At 68.6% G+C, this 20,524-nt stretch carries 20 protein-coding genes; 5 read left to right on the top strand and 15 right to left on the bottom strand.

Going from position 1 to position 20,524, the window contains the following annotated elements; translation table 11 throughout:
• Positions 1-9 precede the first annotated feature (9 nt).
• From DBO33_RS04090 to ftsH, 12 genes are all read right to left on the bottom strand, one after another.
• Positions 10-633: a cysteine dioxygenase gene (locus DBO33_RS04090; RefSeq protein WP_107653837.1), complete on the bottom strand. Its 624-nt coding sequence runs from the start codon at positions 631-633 to the stop codon at positions 10-12.
• A gap of 201 nt (positions 634-834) precedes the next feature.
• Positions 835-1,632: a type III pantothenate kinase gene (locus DBO33_RS04085; RefSeq protein WP_107653836.1), complete on the bottom strand. Its 798-nt coding sequence runs from the start codon at positions 1,630-1,632 to the stop codon at positions 835-837.
• A gap of 15 nt (positions 1,633-1,647) precedes the next feature.
• Complete coding sequence (gene panD / locus DBO33_RS04080; protein WP_107653835.1) at positions 1,648-2,067, bottom strand: aspartate 1-decarboxylase; 420 nt, start codon at positions 2,065-2,067, stop codon at positions 1,648-1,650.
• Between the two features lie 27 nt (positions 2,068-2,094).
• Complete coding sequence (panC, locus tag DBO33_RS04075) at positions 2,095-3,024, bottom strand: pantoate--beta-alanine ligase (protein WP_107653834.1); 930 nt, start codon at positions 3,022-3,024, stop codon at positions 2,095-2,097.
• Complete coding sequence (locus DBO33_RS04070) at positions 3,024-3,935, bottom strand: Rossmann-like and DUF2520 domain-containing protein (RefSeq protein ID WP_107659963.1); 912 nt, start codon at positions 3,933-3,935, stop codon at positions 3,024-3,026. Before DBO33_RS04070 ends, panC begins: the two co-directional genes overlap by 1 nt.
• A 188-nt stretch (positions 3,936-4,123) precedes the next feature.
• Entirely contained in the window at positions 4,124-5,131 is a 1,008-nt protein-coding gene (locus DBO33_RS04065) for a DUF6779 domain-containing protein (RefSeq protein WP_159080113.1), read from the bottom strand.
• Positions 5,132-5,201: 70 nt separating this feature from the next.
• The gene (locus DBO33_RS04060) at positions 5,202-5,672 is read right to left on the bottom strand and encodes a DUF3180 domain-containing protein (RefSeq protein ID WP_107659962.1); all 471 of its coding nucleotides are present in this window, start codon (positions 5,670-5,672) and stop codon (positions 5,202-5,204) included.
• Positions 5,669-6,223, bottom strand: a complete 555-nt coding sequence (gene folK, locus DBO33_RS04055) for a 2-amino-4-hydroxy-6-hydroxymethyldihydropteridine diphosphokinase (RefSeq protein ID WP_107653832.1) — start codon at positions 6,221-6,223, stop codon at positions 5,669-5,671. The genes DBO33_RS04060 and folK overlap by 4 nt, the downstream gene beginning before the upstream one ends.
• Positions 6,220-6,645 (bottom strand): dihydroneopterin aldolase, encoded by a 426-nt coding sequence (gene folB / locus DBO33_RS04050; RefSeq protein WP_107653831.1) that lies wholly within the window; start codon positions 6,643-6,645, stop codon positions 6,220-6,222. The genes folK and folB overlap by 4 nt, the downstream gene beginning before the upstream one ends.
• The gene (gene folP, locus DBO33_RS04045; protein WP_199856928.1) at positions 6,642-7,535 is read right to left on the bottom strand and encodes a dihydropteroate synthase; all 894 of its coding nucleotides are present in this window, start codon (positions 7,533-7,535) and stop codon (positions 6,642-6,644) included. The genes folB and folP overlap by 4 nt, the downstream gene beginning before the upstream one ends.
• An 11-nt stretch (positions 7,536-7,546) precedes the next feature.
• Complete coding sequence (folE, locus tag DBO33_RS04040) at positions 7,547-8,152, bottom strand: GTP cyclohydrolase I FolE (protein ID WP_194838435.1); 606 nt, start codon at positions 8,150-8,152, stop codon at positions 7,547-7,549.
• A 223-nt stretch (positions 8,153-8,375) separates the two neighbouring features.
• Positions 8,376-10,784: an ATP-dependent zinc metalloprotease FtsH gene (gene ftsH, locus DBO33_RS04035; RefSeq protein ID WP_107653829.1), complete on the bottom strand. Its 2,409-nt coding sequence runs from the start codon at positions 10,782-10,784 to the stop codon at positions 8,376-8,378.
• 608 nt (positions 10,785-11,392) lie between these two features.
• Between ftsH and DBO33_RS04030 the strand changes: the two genes are divergently transcribed.
• A complete protein-coding gene (locus DBO33_RS04030) occupies positions 11,393-12,247 on the top strand; it encodes a hypothetical protein (protein WP_234390686.1) in 855 nt (284 codons plus the stop codon).
• 4 nt (positions 12,248-12,251) lie between these two features.
• Here DBO33_RS04030 and DBO33_RS04025 read toward each other — a convergent pair whose 3' ends face one another.
• On the bottom strand, positions 12,252-13,088 hold the full coding sequence (locus DBO33_RS04025; RefSeq protein WP_107653827.1) for a DUF1266 domain-containing protein: 837 nt from the start codon (positions 13,086-13,088) through the stop codon (positions 12,252-12,254).
• A gap of 200 nt (positions 13,089-13,288) precedes the next feature.
• Here DBO33_RS04025 and DBO33_RS04020 point away from each other — a divergent pair, with 200 nt between their 5' ends.
• Positions 13,289-13,552, top strand: coding sequence for a DUF2277 domain-containing protein (locus DBO33_RS04020; protein WP_107653826.1), 264 nt, complete (start codon positions 13,289-13,291; stop codon positions 13,550-13,552).
• 8 nt (positions 13,553-13,560) lie between these two features.
• Here the strand turns inward: DBO33_RS04020 and DBO33_RS04015 are convergent, their stop codons facing one another.
• Positions 13,561-14,874: a PucR family transcriptional regulator gene (locus DBO33_RS04015; RefSeq protein ID WP_234390685.1), complete on the bottom strand. Its 1,314-nt coding sequence runs from the start codon at positions 14,872-14,874 to the stop codon at positions 13,561-13,563.
• A 158-nt stretch (positions 14,875-15,032) separates the two neighbouring features.
• Between DBO33_RS04015 and DBO33_RS04010 the strand changes: the two genes are divergently transcribed.
• The 3 genes from DBO33_RS04010 (at position 15,033) to DBO33_RS04000 (ending at position 18,807) form a co-directional block, all read left to right on the top strand.
• Positions 15,033-16,649 carry an aldehyde dehydrogenase family protein gene (locus tag DBO33_RS04010; protein WP_107653824.1) on the top strand — a complete coding sequence of 539 codons (1,617 nt, stop codon included), beginning with the start codon at positions 15,033-15,035 and terminating at the stop codon, positions 16,647-16,649.
• Positions 16,646-17,479 (top strand): SDR family oxidoreductase, encoded by an 834-nt coding sequence (locus tag DBO33_RS04005; RefSeq protein ID WP_107653823.1) that lies wholly within the window; start codon positions 16,646-16,648, stop codon positions 17,477-17,479. The genes DBO33_RS04010 and DBO33_RS04005 overlap by 4 nt, the downstream gene beginning before the upstream one ends.
• A gap of 434 nt (positions 17,480-17,913) precedes the next feature.
• Positions 17,914-18,807 (top strand): LysR family transcriptional regulator, encoded by an 894-nt coding sequence (locus DBO33_RS04000; protein WP_107653822.1) that lies wholly within the window; start codon positions 17,914-17,916, stop codon positions 18,805-18,807.
• Here DBO33_RS04000 and DBO33_RS03995 read toward each other — a convergent pair whose 3' ends face one another.
• A complete protein-coding gene (locus DBO33_RS03995) occupies positions 18,808-20,385 on the bottom strand; it encodes an amidase (protein WP_107653821.1) in 1,578 nt (525 codons plus the stop codon).
• Positions 20,386-20,524 lie beyond the last annotated feature (139 nt).

The raw sequence follows: 20,524 nt of genomic DNA, 5'->3' as shown, positions 1-20,524 counted from the left end.
GTTCGCTCATTACATATCACCTTCGGGCTGGTCGGTGAGAACGGTTCGAGTACGCCGCAGGGTGCCGTGGCCGGTGACCTCGTAATAGGACATGGCGGTGAGCGGCGGAGAATAGGCGTGCACGCTGAGCGTTGGTTCGAGCAGTGCGGGGTCCAATGGGGAGTCGGTGGCGCTGTCGGCCACCGAATGCGCCGGGGCACGCATCACGTCGTGCACCCAGCCGATCGGGAACGACGCTTGATCGCCCGCGCCGAGCACCCGGCGGCGCAGTTCGGTTCCGTTCCAGCGGAATTCGGAAAGAGCGCCGCTGAGAACGGTCAGGGCGCCGAGCGAGCCTGCGTGGTCGTGCAGTTCGGTCGATTTCCCGGGCGTCCAGCTGATCAGCCAGACATCCACTTCGTCGTCGGTGAGCAGGCGGGCCGCCCAGCGTTCATCGGAGGGCCAAATGCCATCGGCCGGGAGGAGGTGGTCGTAGCGTCCGGCCAGCACGTCCTCGGCGCCTTCATCGGTCAGCCGCAATAAATCGGCGGGACGCAGACGCGTCGGCAATGCGGAGGCCACGGCACGGTCCAGCGGCGGGCTGGCCGAAAAGGCATCCCGGGCTGAGGAAAGGGAGAGAACGGAAGAACGCATGAGCGAATCTCCAGGAGGTTGCGAACGGTCGAGGGCGATAGTCAGCCTCGATCGATCGAGGCCAGGTCAGCCTCGACAACACTCCTGAGTGCGCACGCGGAAATACACGGTGGTGAGTGTAGCAGCATGCCGCGCGGTACCGGCAAGCACCGCGCGGTGCGACAAGCACCGCGCGGTGCGACAAATCCGACACCGCGAGAATCAGACACCACCCTTGCGGCGCTGGTTTCGCTCATATACGAGACGCAGGCCGGTGAGGGTGAGATACGGGTCGTGATCGTCGATGGTCTCCGATTCCGGGACGATCAGCGCCGCGCTCGGGCCCGTCGCGACCACCGCGACGTCACTGCCGGCAAACGCCTCGAACTCGTCGCGAATCCGGTCGATCAGCCCGTCCACCATCCCGGCGAAACCGAAAACCGCGCCGGACTGCATGGCTTCCATACTGTTCTTACCGAGCACCGAACGCGGCCGTGCCAGCTCGACGCGGCGTAGCGCGCTGCGCTCCACCAAAGCTTCAGTCGATATCTCCACGCCGGGGGCGATGATGCCGCCGAGGAACTCGCCTTTGGCCGAAACCAGGTCGACACAGATCGCGGTACCGAAATCGATAACGATCGCCGGCGACGAATAGTGCTGATAGGCGGCGAGACAGTTCACGATCCGATCCGCGCCCACCTCTTTCGGGTTGTCCACCAGCAGCGGAATACCCGTGCGCACCCCCGGCTCCACCAGCACGTGCGGCACATTGCCCCAATACTGGGTCAGCATCGTGCGCAGCTCGCGCAGCACCGGCGGCACCGTGGCCAGCGCGGAAACTCCGATCACCTCGTCGAGTTGCGCGCCGATCAGGCCACGCACCTGCATGGCGAATTCGTCGGCGGTCAGCAGCGGATTGGTGTGGATCCGCCAGTGCCGCACCAGTTTCGAATGCGCGCCGCTGCCCGAGAACAGGCCGAGCACGATACTGGTATTGCGGACGTCGATGGTCAGCAGCATGTCCGGCGCGGCCGATCAGGCCAGCGACAGGGCGCGCGGCGAGGTCAGCCCGGAGCCCTCGGGCGCGTGCGCCGGATCGGAGCCGAGTTCGATCGGGCGATTGCGCTCGTCCACGAAAACGACCTTCGGGGCGTATTCGGCGATTTCCTGCTCGTTCAGCTGGCCGTAGGCGATCAGGATGACCAGATCGCCGGGGTGGACCAAATGAGCGGCGGCGCCGTTGATGCCGATCACGCCGGATCCGCGTTCGCCCGCGATGACATAGGTCTCCAGGCGGGCGCCGTTGTCGATATCGACGATGCAGACCTGCTCGCCTTCGAGCAGATCGGCGGCGTCGAGCAGATCCTGGTCCACCGTCACCGAGCCGACGTAGTGCAGGTCGGCGTGGGTCACCGTGGCACGGTGGATCTTCGACGTCATCATGGTGCGCAGCATTGCGTCGGCCTTTCGTTGGTGAGTCGCCTAGGCAGGCTGAGAGATCCGCTCGGCGGAGACGTTGGGGTGGCCGTCGATCGGCGCGCCGAGGGTGACGGCGACGTTGTCGATCAGCCGGGTCGGGCCGACCCTGGCGGCGACGAGCAGCCGGGCATTGCCGGTCGCCGGGGCGGGTTCGAGTGTGGTGGAACGCAATTCGAGGTAGTCGACCTCGATGCCCGGCACCGCGTCGAGCACCTGGCGGGCCGCGGCGACCACCGCGTCCGGGCCGAGGCCGCCCGCGTGCCTGCCCGCGGCCAGCGCCGCCGACAAGCCGAGCGCCGATTCCCGCTGTGCCGCATCGAGAAACCGATTGCGCGAGGACATGGCCAGGCCGTCGTGCTCGCGTACGGTGGCCACCGCCTTGACCTTCACGTCGAAATTCAAGTCACGGACCATCTGCCGGATCAGCGTGAGCTGCTGGTAGTCCTTCTCGCCGAAGTACACCTCGGTCGGCCGCGCGATCTGCAGCAGCTTCGCGACCACGGTCAGCATGCCCGCGAAATGCGTCGGCCTGCTGGCGCCTTCGAGCTCGGCGCCGAGCGGGCCCGGCTGCACGGTGGTGCGCGGGCCGTCCGGGTACATCTCGGCCACGCTCGGCGCGAACACCAGCCCGACGCCCTCCGCGCGCAGCAATTCGACGTCGGCGTCGAGGGTGCGCGGATATTTGTCGAGGTCCTCGTTCGCGCCGAACTGCAAGGGATTCACGAAGATCGAGACGATGACGACCTGATTGTTCTTCTTGGCCAGCCGCACGATCTCCAGATGGCCCTCGTGCAGCGCACCCATCGTCGGCACCAGCGCGACGGTGCGGCCGACGCCGCGCAGCGCGGTGGACACCTGGGTGAGCACGGCGGGATCGTGGTGCACGGTCAACTCGCCGGGTTTATAAGCGCCGCGCAATTTCGGGTCGAACATCAGCGCCCTTTCAACAGTTCGATGACGGCGGGATTGGTGCCCGCCCGTTCGGCGGTCCGCAGCGACAGCGCGCGATAGCCCTCGGCCAGGCGCGGGTCGACGGATTCCAGTGCGGTCAGGTGGGCGGCGACGGCGTCCGCGTCGCCGCGGGCCACCGGGCCGGTGAGCGCGGACTGCCCGCGCCGCAGCGCGTTGTCCAGCGCGGCGGAGGCGAGCGGGGCGAGCAGCCGCTCGGCCAGCCCGTTCGGCTGATCGTCGACGATCTGCTGGCCGAGCAGCCCGGGCCCGGCCAGCGCGACCCGCAGTGCGGCAACGGCATCCACGATCAGCGTGACCAGGTGATTGCTGCCGTGCGCGAGCGCGGCGTGATAGAGCGCACGGTTGTGCTCCTGCACGCGGACCGGCTCGCCGCCCATCTCGATCACCAGCGCCTGCGCGATGGCATAGCCGATCTCGTCGGCGGCGGTGATGCCGAAGCAGGCGTTGCTCAAGCGGGTGATGTCTTCGTCGTGACCGGTGAAGGTCATCGCCGGATGAATGGCCAACGGCATCGCGCCGACGTCGGCCAGCGGGGCGAGCACGCCGACGCCGTTCGCACCGGAGGTGTGCGCGACGATCGTGCCCGGCCGGACCACCTTCGCGCTGGCCAGGCCGCGGGCCAAACCGGCCAGCTCGGTGTCGGGCACGGCGAGTACCAGCAGCTCGCTGCGCGCGGCCACGTCCTCCACCGGCAGGATCTCCGAGTCGGGCAGACGATTCTGCGCGCGCCGCACCGAGGCATCGGAGATCGCGGCGACACCGAACACCACGTGTCCGGCGCGCTCGAGTGCCGCGCCCAAGGCGGAGCCGACGCGTCCCGCCGAGACGATGCCCACCGTCAGGCGGGCAGGCGCGGGGTCGCCGTTCGCCACCGATTGCGGGTCGTTCGACGCGGCAAAGCCCGAAGGCGCGTCGTCAGGATTCACGCTTCTCGAGGTCAACAGTGTCCTCTCGATTTCGTTCCAGTCCCGCCATGCGGGTACCGGACGTACGTCATCGAGAATATCGGCCCGATGTTTGCCAGTGCCACGGCCCTGGGCAGTGATTTACAAGACACCCATCAGCGACGGTCGCGGCTCTGCTCCTCCGATTGCAGGTTCGCCATGATCTCGGCCACCGACAACCTGCGCTCGGGCATGTCGGAGTTCGCCTCGGTCTCGGCGCGCCGCCGCCTGCGCGAGCTGGCGGTGCCGACGGTCGGGCCCTCGGTCGTCGGCCAGGCCGAGGGCCGGGTCGTCTGATAGGACGGAGCGGGCCTGGGGGCGGGCTTCGGCGCGGGAGTCGGCTGGATGACCGGGCCCTCGGTGAAGGCGTCCGACCATCCGGACTGCTCGGCATCGTCGGTGCGCTTATCGGGGCCGTGCGCCTCGGTGTGCTCGGCTTCGGCGACGTCGGCGTCGTGCGCCGTCGTGTCGTCGACGGAGACCGCGGAGGTCTCGGCGGTGACCGGATCGTCGAAGGGGCTGGCGAACTGCGGCGGCTCGGGATGATCGGGGACGAAGACCGGGGTGACACTGCTGCGCGGTTGCTGGTTCGCCGGCATGGACCAGGGTCCGGCATTCGCAGAGCTATTGTTCGCCGGGTCGCCGACCGTGCTGGTCAGCTCCTGAATCCGGGTCGCGTCGGCCCGCAATGCGGGGCGATCCATCGGCAGATCGCCGTCGAACAGCCGCTGCAGACTCGTCCGGAGCACGGTGAGTTCGGCGCGCAGCGCGGCCAGCTCGGTGGCGTCGGCGCCGACTTCCTCGCGCACCCTGGCCTCGATACCGAGCTCGAATTCGCGTCTGGCGGTGACCTCACGCTCGAGCTGCAACTCGTAAACCGTCTGAAGATCGCGAACCTTGGCCTTGTCGATCGTCGCTTCCTTGCGATATCTCGTCGCAGCTAATGCGCCGATGACCGCCGCCCACAGGGCCGCGACAAGACCGATCCGGACGAACTGCAAGCTGTTGCTGAAGACCAGGAAAACGCTGGCAACCAGACCGAGCACAATCAATACGCCGATGAACAATTTTCCCGCGTCGTCCCGCCGTCGACGGGAAGTGCTGGTACGGGAGGGTGAAACCATGCAAGCCAGGGTAGCTTGATCGACTCGTCGCGCCCACAACTCGGTGCGGCAATTCCGAAACGATAATTTGCTAAGTGGTTGCCGGATCGTCGGTTGGGTCTTCGGGAGCCCGGCAGCAATACTCGAGCCACAGGGCCGCAGCAACCAAAGCGACCCCCGCCAGCATCCCGACGATCGCGCCGGGACTGTCCGCCGCGGCCGCACCCGAGCTGCCCCGCTGCGGGTACACCCAGCAGAGGAAGCCGAGCCACACCCCCGCCGCGATCGAACCGACTTGCAGCGACGCCTTGGCCAGCGCGACCGCCCGCGCCGCGGTGATCGGATGCAGCTGATGCCTGCCGTTGCCGAGCTGGTTGTCGTTCACCCTGGCCCGGATCACGAACGCCAGCACCGCCTCGATGGCCGCGACCGGATACAGCGACGCGCCCGCGAAGGTCGAGATCGGCGGAAAACTGTCGTAGGCCAGCCGCGTCGCGACCCATGCGACGAGAGCGGCGATGATGACGTTCGCCGCCAAGTCCAGGATTCGGGTGGGTTTCAACTGCACGAGGCCGATCCTCCGGCGCCGGGCGACAAGGAAAGCTCGGTGCGCCGCACGCCGGTGCGCTCGGCGACCGGCAGCTCATCGAGCAGGTCGGTGATCGCCTGGGCTCTGCCGTCGACCTCGAGCACCGCGTCCGGCGCCACATCCAGCCAGGGGACCAGGACGAACGCGCGACGATGCGCCTGCGGATGCGGCAACGTCAGCTCCGGGTCGGTGCTGCGGACCGCGACGAACTCGTCGTCTACTCGCTCCGCGCACCAGATCACGTCGACGTCGAGTGTGCGTGCGCCCCAGCGGACTTCGCGGACCCGATCGGCGGCCTGCTCGAGCCGCAGGCCGAAGCGCAGCCACTCGGTGCAGTCGAGCTCCGGATCGTCCACCACGACAACGGCATTGAGGTAGTCGTCCTGTTCGACGCCGCCCCACGGTGGCGTCGAGTACACCGGCGACCCCGCGACGACCCGCTCGCCGAAACCATCCACCACACTGCGCAGATGGGCGAGCCGGTCCCCCATGTTGGAACCGATGGAGAGGACGGCCCTACTCACGCAATCTCCTCACGATGCCGCGAGGCGACCACCCGCACGTCGGCGAAGGTGTGTGGGATCGGGGCGGACGGCTTGTGTACGACGACCTCGACCGAGCTGATGCGCGGGTCGGTCATCACGTCGTCGGCGATCTCGGAGACCACGGTCTCGATGAGATTGCGCGGCGGGCCCTCGATGATGCGCACGGCGTTGCCGGCGAGCAGGCCGTAGTCCACGGTGGCGACCAGGTCGTCGGAGGCGGCGGCGACCGAAAAATCCACCAAGACGGTCAGATCGACGACGAACTCCTGGCCGTCGCGGCGTTCGTGATCGAACACGCCGTGGTGGCCGAATGCCCGCAGGCCACGTAACTCGATGCGGTCGGCGCCGCGCCGGATCTGCTGCGCCGCACCCGGCGCGACGTCGGCGGGGGTCGGATTCATCGGTGTGCTCCTTGCGAGCTGTGGTGGGTGGTGGCGGTGCGGGCGGCGGCCTGCCAGGCGTCGGTGACCGCGATGGCATCCAGCGACGCGCGCACATCGTGCACGCGCACACCCCAGGCGCCGTGCAAGGCGGCCAGCGCCGAGACGGTCGCGGTGGCGGTCTCGCGGCCGTCGGGCGGGCGCGGGCCGGTGTCGTCGGCGAGCAGCGCGCCGAGGAAACGTTTGCGGGAGGCGCCGATGAGGATCGGCAGGCCGTTGCCGACCAGCTCGGGCAGCGCGCCGAGCAATGCCCAGTTGTGCTCGGCGTTCTTGGCGAAGCCGAGACCGGGGTCGAGAATCAGCCGCGACGGGTCGACGCCCGCAGCGACGGCCAGGTCCACCTGGGCGGTCAATTCGGCGAGCACCTCGGCGACCACGTCGTCGTAGTGGTCGGCCGGGCCGGTGTGGCGGTAGTCCGCGCCCGCGCGCCAGTGCATGAGGATCCACGGGACACCGGCGGCGGCAACGACTTTCACCATGTCGGGATCGGCGCGGCCGCCGGAGACGTCGTTCACCACCGAGACGCCCGCCGCGAGCGCGGCCTCGGCGACGGTGGCCCGCATGGTGTCGACGCTGGTCGGCACGCCCGCCGCGACCAAACCGCGGATCACCGGGACGACCCGGGCCGCCTCGGTGTCGGAGTCGATCCGCACCGCGCCCGGCCTGGTCGATTCGCCGCCGACATCGATGATGTCGGCGCCGGTGGCATACAACTCGATGCCGTGCGCGACGGCGACCTCGGGATCGAGGTAGCGACCGCCGTCGGAGAACGAATCACTGGTGACGTTGACAACGCCCATCACCACACAGGAGCGACCGCCGCGCGCGAAGCTGCTCCCACCTGCGGTCATCGGATCCTCGTTCACTTCCGCAGAATGAGATCGAGGGCCTCGGAGCGCGAGGACGGGCTGGACTGGAGCAGGCCGCGCACGGCCGAGGTGGTGGTGCTCGCACCCGGCTTGCGGATGCCGCGCATGGCCATGCACAGGTGCTCGGCCTCGATCACCACGATGGCGCCGCGCGGGTCCAGCTTGCGCATCACCGCGTCGGCGACCTGGCTGGTCAGTCGTTCCTGCACCTGGGGTCGCTTGGCGTAAAGGTCGACCAGGCGAGCCAGCTTGGACAGCCCGGTGACCCGGCCGTGCTTGCCGGGGATGTAGCCGACGTGCGCGACCCCGTGGAACGACACCAGGTGATGTTCACAGGTGGAGTACATGGGGATATCGCGGACCAGCACCAATTCCTGGTGGCCCTCGTCGAAGGTGGTGTTCAGCACCGCGTCCGGTTCGACGTAGAGCCCGGCGAACATTTCGCGGTAGGCGCGGGCGACACGCGCGGGGGTGTCGATCAAACCGGGGCGGTCGGGATTCTCACCGACAGCGAGCAGCAATTCCCGGATCGCGGCTTCGGCTCTGTCCTGGTCGAACGGCCGACCGGATTCCAGAGCGATGAGCTCCGGCCTGGTCACGCCGTTGCCGGAACCGTCTTCGTCAAAACCGTCCGAATCGGCGAGCACGTGGCCGCCGAGGTGATTGTTGGCCGACAATCGAGGACACCTCCAAAATCTCGGGTCCCGGCAATTACTCGGCACCCCGATGGTCGAGCCTAATCGTCACTGCGCACGGCGCGAGCAATAGGCCCGGAGGCGGCGGCTCGCGCGACCGCTGAGGTCACGCGAGCGCCGCCCTACTTCAGTGCCGGCCGTTGTTGGGTCCATCCCATTCGTTCTTGTCACCCTCGCCGTTCGGGTTCGGGTGCCCCGGCTCTTCATAACCGGGGTGCTCGCCGTAGTTGCCACGGTCGTAGCCGCCGTCCGGTGCGCCACCCTGCGGGCCCCAGGCCGGCTGGTAACCCTGGCGCTGCTGCGGCTCGGTCCAGCCGGTGGGCTGGCCGGGCTGCTGCTCGTCCCGCGGCGGCCAGCCGGGGGCCGACCAACCGGCGGGAGCGCCGTAGTCCGGACGCGAGCCGTGCGTGCCACCGCGCTGCGGGTAGCCGCCCTGCGCGGGGTCGTGCGGCGTCGGGTAGCTGGTCGCGGGCGGCGCCGGGTAGCCGTACTGCGGCTGCGCGTGGTAGCCGCTGTCACCCGGGTAGCCGTTGGCCGGCTGGTTCTCCCTGGCCGCGCCCGCGTGCAGCGGTGCGGGGATCTGCTCCGGCGGCGGCCACGGCTCGCCGCGCTCCAGCGCCAGCTCGCCCGGCGTCTTTACCGGCGGCCTGGTCGACGGAGCGCGGTCGCCCAAGTCGTTGAACGCGGTGATCCTCGGCCGCTTCTCCACCGAGGCGAGCAGACCTTCGAGCTCCTTGCGGTGCAACGTCTCCCGCTCGAGCAGCGCCGTCGCCAGCACGTCGAGCACGTCGCGGTACTCGTTGAGAATGGCCCACGCCTCGGTGTGCGCGGCCTCGATGAGGTTGCGCACCTCCTCGTCGATGGCGCCGGCGACCTCGTGCGAGTAGTCCGAAGCCTGGCCCATCGAGCGGCCGAGGAACGGGTCGCCCGCCTCCTGGCCGTAGCGCACCGCGCCGAGGCGCGAGCTCATGCCGTACTCGGTCACCATCGCGCGAGCGATCTTGGTGGCCTGGTCGATATCCGAGGACGCGCCGGTGGTCGGCTCGTGGAACACCAGTTCCTCGGCCGCGCGGCCGCCCATCGCCATCACCAGGCGGGCGATCATCTCCGAGCGGGTCATCAGACCCTTGTCGTCCTCGGGCACCGTCATGGCGTGGCCGCCGGTGCGGCCACGGGCCAGGATGGTCACCTTGTAGATCGGCTCGATATCCGGCATCGCCCAGGCGGCCAGGGTGTGGCCGCCCTCGTGGTAGGCGGTGATCTTCTTCTCGTGCTCGCTGATGATGCGGCTCTTGCGGCGCGGTCCGCCGACCACCCGGTCCACCGACTCCTCGAGCGCGTCGCCGGTGATGACGGCGCCGTTCTCCCGCGCGGTGAGCAGCGCGGCCTCGTTGATCACGTTGGCCAGGTCGGCGCCGGACATGCCGACGGTGCGCTTGGCCAGACCGTCCAGGTCGGCCTCGGGCGAGATCGGCTTGCCCTGCGAGTGCACCCGCAGGATGGCGCGGCGACCGGCCAGGTCGGGGTTGCCGACCGGGATCTGCCGGTCGAAGCGGCCGGGACGCAGCAGCGCGGGGTCCAGGATGTCGGGGCGGTTGGTGGCCGCGATCAGGATGACGCCGGTGCGATCACCGAAGCCGTCCATCTCGACCAGCAACTGGTTCAGCGTCTGCTCACGCTCGTCGTGGCCACCGCCGAGGCCGGCGCCGCGCTGACGGCCGACCGCGTCGATCTCGTCCACGAAGATGATGCACGGACTGTTCTGCTTGGCCTGTTCGAACAGGTCGCGCACGCGCGACGCGCCGACACCGACGAACATTTCGACGAAGTCCGAGCCGGAGATGGTGAAGAACGGCACGCCTGCCTCGCCGGCCACGGCGCGCGCGAGCAGCGTCTTACCGGTGCCGGGCGGGCCGTACAGCAGCACGCCCTTCGGGATCTTGGCGCCGAGAGCCTGGTAGCGGACCGGGTTCTGCAGGAAGTCCTTGATCTCGTAGAGCTCTTCGACGGCCTCGTCGGCGCCGGCCACGTCGGCGAACGTGGTCTTGGGCATGTCCTTGGACAGCTGCTTGGCCTTGGACTTACCGAAGCCCATCATGCCGCCGCGACCACCGCCCTGCATGCGGGCCATGACGAAGACGAACAAGCCGAGCAGAATGATCATCGGCAAGACGAACAGCAGGATCTGGGTGAGCCAGCTCTCCTGCTTGACCACGGTGTTGTACTTGGCGCCGGAGTTCTTCACGGCGTCGAAGACCTGCCCGGCGCTCGCGCTGCCGCCGGGGTATTTGGCGATGATCTTCTTCTGGCCACTGGTCGCGTCGTTGCCGTTCTTCAGTTCGATGCGCAGTTGCTGTTCACGATCATCGATCTGAACGTTCTCGACGTTGCTCTTGTCGTTCAGCTGGCTCAATGCGACAGACGTATCGACGCTCTTCCAGCCGCGCGTGTCATCTCCGAAATAGCTGAACGCATAGATCACGAGCAAGATGCCCGAGACTATGGCCAGGGTGCGAAACACAGTCTTGCGGTTCATAGAGCGTCGGCCGGTCCGGCCAGTCCTTTCCGGTGTCTCCGGTTCGTGCTAGCGATGCGTCGGGCGCGTCCGGCTCCGGGAGGGTTCGGATGCGGACATGCCACGTTACCGCGTACGGTCTAGTCGATACATCGCGCAGTTCGGCTGCTGGTGCAGTTAAAGAGGTAAACGGTCGAGGGACCTCGGTGGTTCCCGAAGACCCCGGTCCGGGTTACTCCAACTGGTCACAATCATGGCATGTTCGGCCTATCGTGAGCGACGACACAACACCGCAGGGCGAGTAACAGGCACGAAGGCGGTCGCTAGCCTAACCACCGGAGTGCCCCGCGAGCACTGTGAATCCGAAAGCGCGGGCGAGCGACGGGCCCGGAGGAGGCAGCGAAGTATCACCCCGCACAGCACGACGAGGACCCGCGAACGCAACCCCCGCGGTGTGCCCGACGAGCTGGAGGAGGCAGCAAGCGTAACCACGGAAGGCACCGTGAATACCGCAAATCCAACAGAGCGCAGGGGGTATGGACATAGTTGAGCTACGGACACCCACAGCGATAGTGCGTCACGGGCGCGGGCGATTGATCGTCCTGCGGCCTGGCTCCGATGGCGAGCGGGTGCTCGACGTACCGGTCACCGACCTGTTGAAGGTCCGGTTGAATCGACGCGCCGACGACGCCGTTGTCATCGAGATCTACCTGCGATACCCCACACCCGTGCTGACCGGCGTGCCCGCCGACCGCACCCCACTGCCCGTGCTGATCGCCGAGCACGACGTGCCCGCGGCGACCGAGATCGTGGACCGGATCAACGGCCAGATCCTGGCGACCCAGCGCATCGACGTGGCCGCCCCCGACTTGAACCCGCCGGCCCCCACCTGGGGCAAATCCGGCCCGACCCGGGCCGACGTGGACCGGGCCGTGCGCAGGATGGCCCCGCATCGCGAGGCGAAACCCGCCATCGCCGCGCTGCACCGGTATGTCACGCCCGACGAGTACGTGCTGGAGACCGCCATCGCGACCGCACGCCCGCCCGCGGGCACCGGCCCCGGCCTGCTCGCCGCGACCACCGGGCGGTTGCTGTTCATCTCGATCGGCACCGGGGAGCGCTACGCGCACGAGTTACCCATCCCCGCCGTGCTGTGGGCCCGCAATACCGACGGCACGCCCGCGATGGCGGGCGAGATCGGCGCGGCGCGCGGTGAGACCGGGATGGATGTGCACGACGGCAACATCACCCTGCATTTCACCGGTACCGATCGTGCCGACACCGAACGCGTCACCCTCGCGGTGAACTTCGCCGTGCGGCGCGACTCCGCCGACGGTGGCGCGGGTCCCGCCGATCCCGGGGTCGCCCAGCTGTACTCGGAGTGGGAGCTGCTCGTCGAGCGGCATTCGCTCGGCATGGTCGACGACGCGCAGTTCCAACGCTACGGCCGCGGCATTCTCCGCTCCCTGCCCGACGGGCTCTGACGCCTCAGGGTTGCACTACCGGCGGCACGGTCAGACTGATCCGCCGCCACGGGCTGGTCGGACGGATCCACAGTCGCAGCAGCTCCATCCGGCGGTCGACGCCGCCGTTCTTCAGTTCGGCGAGGTCTTCGCACGCCTGCCAGTAGGTCCAGCCGGTCAGGTAGGCGTCGCCGAACTGGCGCCAGTTGCGGTACTTGGCCTGCGCGATGGGCAGCGCGCGGGCCAGGTAGTCCCAGGCCAGGTCGGCGTCGAGGTAGCCGGCGGTGAAGGCCATCCTGGCGACCGCGACCACGCGGGCCAGGTCCCACGCGTGGATGTCGCTGGGCAGCGGGCGGGCGAGGTGATCGGTGAAGCCGATCTTGATGGCCTGGGACCAGATGTCGTAGTCGCGGACCAGCGCCTCCGGATTGTCCATGCCGCGGAACGAGCCGACCTGGCGCAGGAACGCCCGATGCCGATCGGCGCGCTCGCCGAACCGGTCCCGCTCGCTGGCGTTGATCGAGGCCATCACCAGCGGATGGACCAGCGCGTACAGCGGCGCGTGCATGCCGTCCAGCAACTGCTCCATGGAGGCTTGGGCCTCGGTGGCGTCGGTGATGCCCCAGGCGCCGGTGAGCGTGTCGATGGCGAGCTCGCGCCGGTCGCCGAGCGGATGCTCGCGCTCGGGGCCGAGCAGCAGCGCGTCGTGGAAGGCGTCCCAGCGCGCGGAGTAGAACGCGCCGAGCGCCAGCGCGCGCAATTCGTCATCGGCTACGGCGGCGCCGGACCAGTGGTCCTCTTCGCGCTGATCCAGCTCCTCGTACGGGAAGGTCGTCAACGTGGGTACACCGCGGGCAGGCATGATCCCGATTGTTCCCCATAGATCTTGGAAGAGCCTGTGTAATGGGACGAATTCTGCGTGTCTGTGCTGGCGCGCCGGAGTTTGCCCGCTCATGCCCGAGCACCGGAGGCCGTGCCACGCACCAGGGCGGGCCGCGCGAATTTCGGTCCGGGTGTTTTCTTGCTCTGCCGCACAGCGTGTGCGAGAGCTACTGTGCTCGCATGAGTAGTAACATCACCCTCCTTCGCGGCCTGGACCCTGCCCCGACCGAGCAGGAAATCTATGCTGCCGCACTGCAGTACGTGCGCACGGTCGGTGGTGTGTCCGGCCTGAGCTCGACCACCAAGGCGGCCGTCGACAAGGCCGTCACGGCCATCGCCGCGGCCACCACCCAACTGCTGGCGGACCTACCCGATCGCCCGGCCGTCGCGCCGGCCGATCCGCCGCTGCGCCGAGTCGCCGCGGGCGAGAAGACGGCCGACTGATCGCTGATTCAGGGCAGCGCGGCCACCCCATATGCGGCGACGCAGGCGAGGGCGAGCTCCAACGGCAGGCTGCGCTGCTCGATCGGGTAACCCAGCAGTCCCTCGATGCGCTGGATCCGGTAGCGAACCGTATTCTTATGTACCCCAAGTAGTTTCGCCGTGGCCTCCGGGCTGCGATGGCTCTTCAGGTAGGCGTGCAGCGTCTCGCGCAGCCGCACCGCGTTCGGGTCGGTGCCGGACAGCGTGCGCAATTCCCGCCCGATCAGACCGCGCATCGCCGCGTCGTCGGCGCCGGCCAGGTAGGCCACCTCCACCTCGCGATAGCCGATCACCCGTGGCGTGCCCGCCGGACCACGCTCGGCCACCTGCCTGGCGGCCACCGCCTCGCGATGGCTCTGCCGGAAGCCGGCGACCTGTCCGGCGGGCACGCCGAAGGCGACCCGGACCGGGGATTCGACCAGCCCGGCGGCGATGCGCTCCAGCGCGCCGGGTTCACCGGGTCCCTGTTCGTTGCGCGGCGAATCGGCACCGGGCAGGTCGTCGAGCCCGGCCCACGCCCACATGCCGCTGGCCCCGGAGGCCACGGTGAGCACCCGGCCGTTGCCGATCCCGGCGGCCACCCTGGCCGCGACCCGCTCCAGCACACCGATGACTTCCCCGTCCCCGCTGCCGGATTCGCTCTCGTCGGTCCACAGCACGAAGGCGACATGCCGCTGGGTGAGCCGGTAGCCGAGCCGGACCGAGGCCTGGTCCACGTCCACTTCGTCACCGGCCAGCAGCGCGCGGATGGTCTCGGTGCGCCGGTTGAGCGCGGCCCGCAGGACGCGTTCGCGCTCCTCCATGTAGGTGTCGGTGAGCAACTCGACCGACAGGCTGACCCACTTGGTCGCGCGCTCGAACATCCGCAGCATCACCGCACGCTCGATCTCCGGCGGCGCCTGCCGCTGATCGACGGCCTCGCTCATGTAGTCGAGCACCGCCTCCATGCCGACGTGATAGGTGCGCAGCAGCATGCGCAGTTCGAAGCCGCGCCGGGCGATGGTGCGCGCGAAGGCGTGCGCCTCCTCGGGCAGCGCGTATTCGAAAGTGTCACTGGTGATTCCGCTCAGCACGGCCCTGGCGTGCGCGCGAGTGCTCGCGGCGAGGTCGCGGCGCACATCCCGGTCGGCGAGTTCCGGGACGCGCGCGATGATGGCACTGTCGAGGCGGGCGACGATCTGCTCGAGGGTCTCGGTGCGCATCGTCTCGAAGACGTACTCCGCCAGCCAGTCGCGGACCACTTCACTGTTCGGTCCGATCCGATCGGGTGATGCGGCCGTCACGACGCCTCCATTTGTCCTCAGAGCACAAATTACCTCGGCTCTGTTGACAAACTGAGCCAAGAATCTCGCCTCACATTGTGTCACTCTCATAGTTCAGTGGCCTGACTCACATCCGTCAGCCCACGCGGTTCACAGCACAACGTCAGTGGGAGAACAGCGTGACCAATACCGAACCAGCGCCCGGCGCGGCCAAAAAAGCGCCGGCGCGCAAGACAACTGCGCAGCAGGCGGCGGAGCAGGCGCCCGCCGTCATCGAGGTGCGCAATCCCGGCACCGGCGCGGTGGTCGGGACGGTGCCCGAGATGAGCGCCGACGACGTGGCGGCCAAGGTCCGTGAGCTGCGGCTGTTCCAGCCGGAATGGGAAGCCATCGGCCCGAACGGCCGCAAGGAATGGCTGCTGAAGTTGCAGGACTGGCTGATCGACAACACCGACACCATCGCCGACGTGGTGCAGTCCGAGACGGGCAAGCCGCGCGTCGACTCGCTGATCGATCCCGCGTTCGCCACCGATCTGCTCGGTTATTACGCGCGTCGCGCCGCCAAATTCCTCGCGGACGATCATCCGTCCCCGCACAGCCCGCTGGCCAGGGTCAAGAAGCTGACCACCGCGTACAAGCCGTATCCGGTCGTCGGCGTCATCACGCCGTGGAACTTCCCGCTCGCCATGCCCGCGCTCGACGTGTTCCCCGCGCTGGCCGCGGGTGCCGCGGTGATCCTGAAGCCGTCCGAGGTGACGCCGCTGTCCGCGCTCGAAATGGCAAGGGGCTGGGCCGAAATCGGCGCTCCGCCGGTGTTCGCGGTGGTCACCGGCGCGGCCGCGACCGGCGCTGCCGTCATCGAGAACGCGGACTACGTCCAGTTCACCGGCTCGACCGCGACGGGCCGCAAGATCGCCGTGGCCTGCGCCGAGCGCATGGTCCCGTACAGCCTGGAGCTCGGCGGCAAGGACCCGGCCATCGTGCTAGCCGACGCGGATGTGGATCGGGCCGCGCACGGCATCGCGTTCGGCGGCATGTTCAACTCCGGTCAGGTGTGTATCTCGGTGGAGCGGGTGTACGTCGAGGCGCCGGTCTACGACGAGTTCGTGGCCAAGCTGACCGCGAACGTCAAGGCGCTGCGCCAGGGCATCGACGGCCGCGAGTCCAAGCACGAGGTCGGCGCGCTGGCCAACGAGAACCAGACCACCATCGTGCAGCGCCATGTCGACGAGGCCGTCGCGGCCGGAGCCAAGGTGCTCACCGGCGGCAAGCGGGCCGGGTTCGGCACCGCGTTCGAACCGACGGTGCTCGTCGATGTCGACCACACCATGTCCTGCGTCACCGAGGAGACCTTCGGCCCGACCCTGCCGGTGATGAAGGTGGCCGACGAGGCGGAAGCCGTTCGGCTGGCCAACGATTCGATCTACGGACTGTCCGCGACGGTGTGGACCGGCGACAAGGAGCGCGGCGAGCGGATCGCCCGGCAGCTCAACGCGGGCGCGGTGAACATCAACGACGTCTTCGTCAACCTGTTCAGCTTCGCCCTGCCGATGGGCGGCTGGGGCCAGTCCGGCGTCGGCGCGCGCTGGGGCGGCGCCAACGGGGTCCGCAAGTACTGCCGTCAGCAGGCGATCACCACCCCGCTGCTGCCGACCCAGGAAAAGGAACTGTTCTGGTTCCCCTACAAAATGCCCAAACTGCTGTTCGCCGTCGCCGCGATGCGCGCCGCCGGGGCGCGCGGGCTGCGCCGGATCGACCTTCCCGCTGTGCTGAAACTCAAGGGAGACAACAAGTGACCGACACTTCGAAGATTCGCGGCAAGGTCGTCGTCATCACCGGCGGCGCCCGCGGCATCGGGCTGGCCACCGCGACCGCGCTGCAGGCGCTCGGCGCCAAGGTCGCGATCGGCGATATCGACGAGGCCACCGTGAAGGAGTCCGGCACCGCCCGCGGCTTCGAGCTGTACGGCAAACTCGATGTCACCGAGGCCGCCTCGTTCGAGAGTTTCCTGGACGAGGTCGAGCGCACCGTCGGCCCGATCGACGTGCTGGTCAACAACGCGGGCATCATGCCGACCGGCAAGCTGGTGGACGAGCCGGACCAGATCACCCGGCGGATCCTGGACATCAATGTCTACGGCGTAATCCTGGGCTCCAAGCTGGGTCTGGCCCGGATGCTGCCGCGCGGCAGCGGCCACGTCATCAATATCGCCTCGCTCGCCGGCGAGACGCACATCCCCGGCCTGGCCACCTACAACGCGAGCAAGCACGCGGTGCTCGGCTTCACCGACACGCTCCGCGAGGAGTACCGGGAATCCGGGGTGCGCTTCTCCTCGGTGCTGCCGACGCTGACCAACACCGAACTGGGTGCGGGCGTCACCGCGCCGAAGTTGCTGCGCCCGGCCGAGCCGGAGGAGATCGCCGACGCCATCGTCGGGTTGATCGTCGCGCCGAAGTCGAAGGTCAGGGTGACCGCGGTGGCGGGCTTCATCTCGCAGGTGGTCGGCCTGCTGCCGGACGCGGTCGGCGACGGCATCGCCAGGGCGCTCGGCGCTGGTCACGCGTTCCTCGACGACGTCGACGCCGAGAAGCGCAAGGCCTACGAGGATCGGGCACGCAGCGTCTGAGCCCGGTACGGCAGCGGCGCCGCGGTTCCGGATTCGTCCGGGCCGCGGCGCTTTTGCATGCGTAGCGAAGGTCCGAATTGCGAGTCTTGCAGCAATACAAACCAAATTGTGATGAAAGTCACTATAGAGGGGGCAAATGACCGCTGGTCGACCAGATGGGGGTGTCCAGCGGACGAACGGCAACCGTACAGACCGCCAGTTCCGGCTTGCTCCACGCGCCTCCGGCGAACATCATTGCTGGTCAAGCGCCCAGGTGCGGTTCGCCGCCGAGACGAGCGGTGGCATGCCGAACATTCGCGGAGTCGATGGTGCATCACACCATCACAAGCAATATGCTGTCCCTAACAAACCTGTCGAATGTTTTGGTACCCGTATCCGAACTTTCTGGCCTGATAAGGCTGGAAATTCAGGACTGATTCTGATAGCAAGGGGCTATGGACCCGCATTTGCGCGACCTGCGGTATTTCGTCGCCGTCGCTGAGGAACTGCACTTCACCAACGCCGCTCAGCGGCTGCACATCGCTCAACCCACCCTGTCGCGTCAGATCCGGCAGCTGGAACGCCAGCTCGACGTGGTCCTGTTCGACCGCAACCAGCGCAGCGTCGCCCTGACCGTGGCGGGCAAGGAACTGCTCGAGGGCGCCCGCAAGATCCTGGAGCTGTGGGAGGTCACCAACGTCTCGCTGCAGGAGGCGGGCGAGGTGCTGCGCGTCGGCATCCAATCCGCGCTCGGGCGTGGACTGTTGAACGACCTGGAGAGCGCCAGCGGCCACCGGCTCGCCCTGCACGCAGCCTCGTGGACCGACCCGTCCAGCGGCCTGGCCGGGCGACAAGCCGACCTGTCGCTGGTGTGGCTGCCGCTGCCCGACCCGAATCGCTACCGCTGGCAGGTGCTGCGCACCGAGCCGCGCTGGGTGCTGCTCCCGGAGAACCACCCGCTGGCCGATCGGGAAACCATCGAGTTCACCGACCTGCTCGACGAGCCGTTCATCGCGCTGCCCACCGAAGCCGGTGCGGTGCGCGACTTCTGGCTCGGCAACGACGCGCGCAACGGGCGTCAGCCGAAGATCGGCGCCGAGGCGGCGACCCCCGAGGACAAGCTGGAGGCCGTGAGCCTCGGCCTCGGCGTCTGCCTGCTCGCCGAGAACAACGTGCCGATGTACCGCTGGCCCGGCCTCACCGCACGACCGGTGGCCGGCCTCGCGCCGTGCGAGCTGGCTGTGGCGTGGCGCGCCGACGACCAGCGGCCGACCATTCTGGAGTTCGCCGGACGCGCCGTCGACGGCGGGTTCTCGGTACAGCAGCCACAACCCGCCGTCAGCGCTTGATCAGTTGATGGTGCGCCGCCAGGGGTGCAGCGACTCCAGTTGCGCGGACAGCCGCAGCAGGGTGGATTCGCTCCCCGGCGGACCGGCGAGCTGAGCGGCCACCGGCGTGCCGACGTCGGCGTGCATGCCCATCGGGATGGACGCGGCGGGCCAGCCGACCAGGTTCCAGAGCGGGGTGAAGGGCGAAAACCGGGAGCTGGCAAGCACATTGGCCAGCCAACCGCGGTGGTGCCAGGCCCGCGCCTTGGGCGGCGGACCGGCGAGCGTGGGTGTGATCACCACGTCGTAGCGTTCGAAGTATTCGAGTAGCCGGGCCTCGACCCGGTCGACCTGTGCCGGGCGGACCAGGCGTAGTCGCTGCACCAGGCGGCCGAGCGCCAGGTGCCTGCGGGTACGCGGTTGCAGCCGTTCGGGATTCGGTAGCACGGCGGCGTCGCGCGCACCGAAGGCCAACCAGCGCAAGAAGATCGAGATCAGCGCGTCGCCGTAGGGCAGCGTGGTCGGCTCCACGAGATGGCCTGCCGCCGCGGCCACCGAGGCGGCGGTGCGGGCGGCATTGGTCCACTGCCGGTCGACGCGGAAGAAGCGGTACGGCGGAGCCACGGCTAGGCCGATGCGTAGTCGGCCCGGTGGATCCACCTCGGCTAGGTCCGGCCGGGCGGCCAGCACCGATAGCGCGAGCGCCGCGTCGCCGACTGTCGTTGCGAGCACACCGTTTTCGATCATTCCGGACCAGGAGTCGACGCCGATCTCCGCGGGCACCGTGTAGCGCCCCGGCTTGATGCCGAACACGCCGCAGCAGGCCGCGGGGATGCGCAGCGAGCCGAGCCCGTCGTTGCCGTGCGCGATCGGGACCAGCCCGGCGGCGACCGCGGCGGCCGCACCGCCGGACGAGCCGCCCGCGCTGCGCGCGACATTCCATGGATTGCCGGTGATCCGGTCCGGGGTATCGGTGGTGCCCCACAGCCCGAGCTCCGGCACGGTGGTGAGCCCGACGATCACCGCGCCCGCGGCGCGCAGCCTGCGCACCACCGCATGATCATCGGCGACCGGGCGGGCATCGGTGGCCGCCGAGCCCGAACGCATCGTCTCGCCGGCCACCGCGATGTTGTGCTTGATCGCGATCGGCACACCGGCCAGCGGCAGCACGTCCAGGTCCGCGCGCTGCTCCAGCGCCGCCGCCTCGGACCGGGCCTTCTCGGTCCGAATAACGCTGAACGCATTGGTGTTCCGGTGTTCGGCGACGATCCGGGCGACGGTGGCCTCGACCACCTCCGTCGCGGTCAGCGAGCCGTCGCGCACACCGGCCGCGATGGCGGTCGCCGGACCGCGGGTGAGGTCCTGTCCGACCGCGATTTGGTCGTTCGCACCCAGCGGACTATCTTGAGCGGGCGCGCTCGCCTCGACGTCGGATCGGGTGACCGGTGACTGCACGACAGCCACCTGAGTGAGCGTCGATTGTTTCGGATCGAACTGCGCGACCGCCGGGTGTTCGGCCGGCGATTGCGCGGGTGTTTTCGTGCCGGAAGTTTCGGTGTCCGCCGAACCATCCGCCACCGCTGTGGCCTTGATCTGCATGTGCTGGTCGTCCCCCGTCGCATCGTTGTCGAATTCGGGTGATCGCTCTCAAGCCGCAAGTTATCATTCCGAATACTGCTCGGGGGATGATGGCGGCGGGTGTGGCGGAATTTCTCCGCGATATCTAACCGACCGACCA

The organism is Nocardia suismassiliense (assembly GCF_900269665.1).
Lineage (GTDB): Bacteria > Actinomycetota > Actinomycetes > Mycobacteriales > Mycobacteriaceae > Nocardia > Nocardia suismassiliense.
This window is presented reverse-complemented; position numbering and strand designations above follow the sequence as displayed.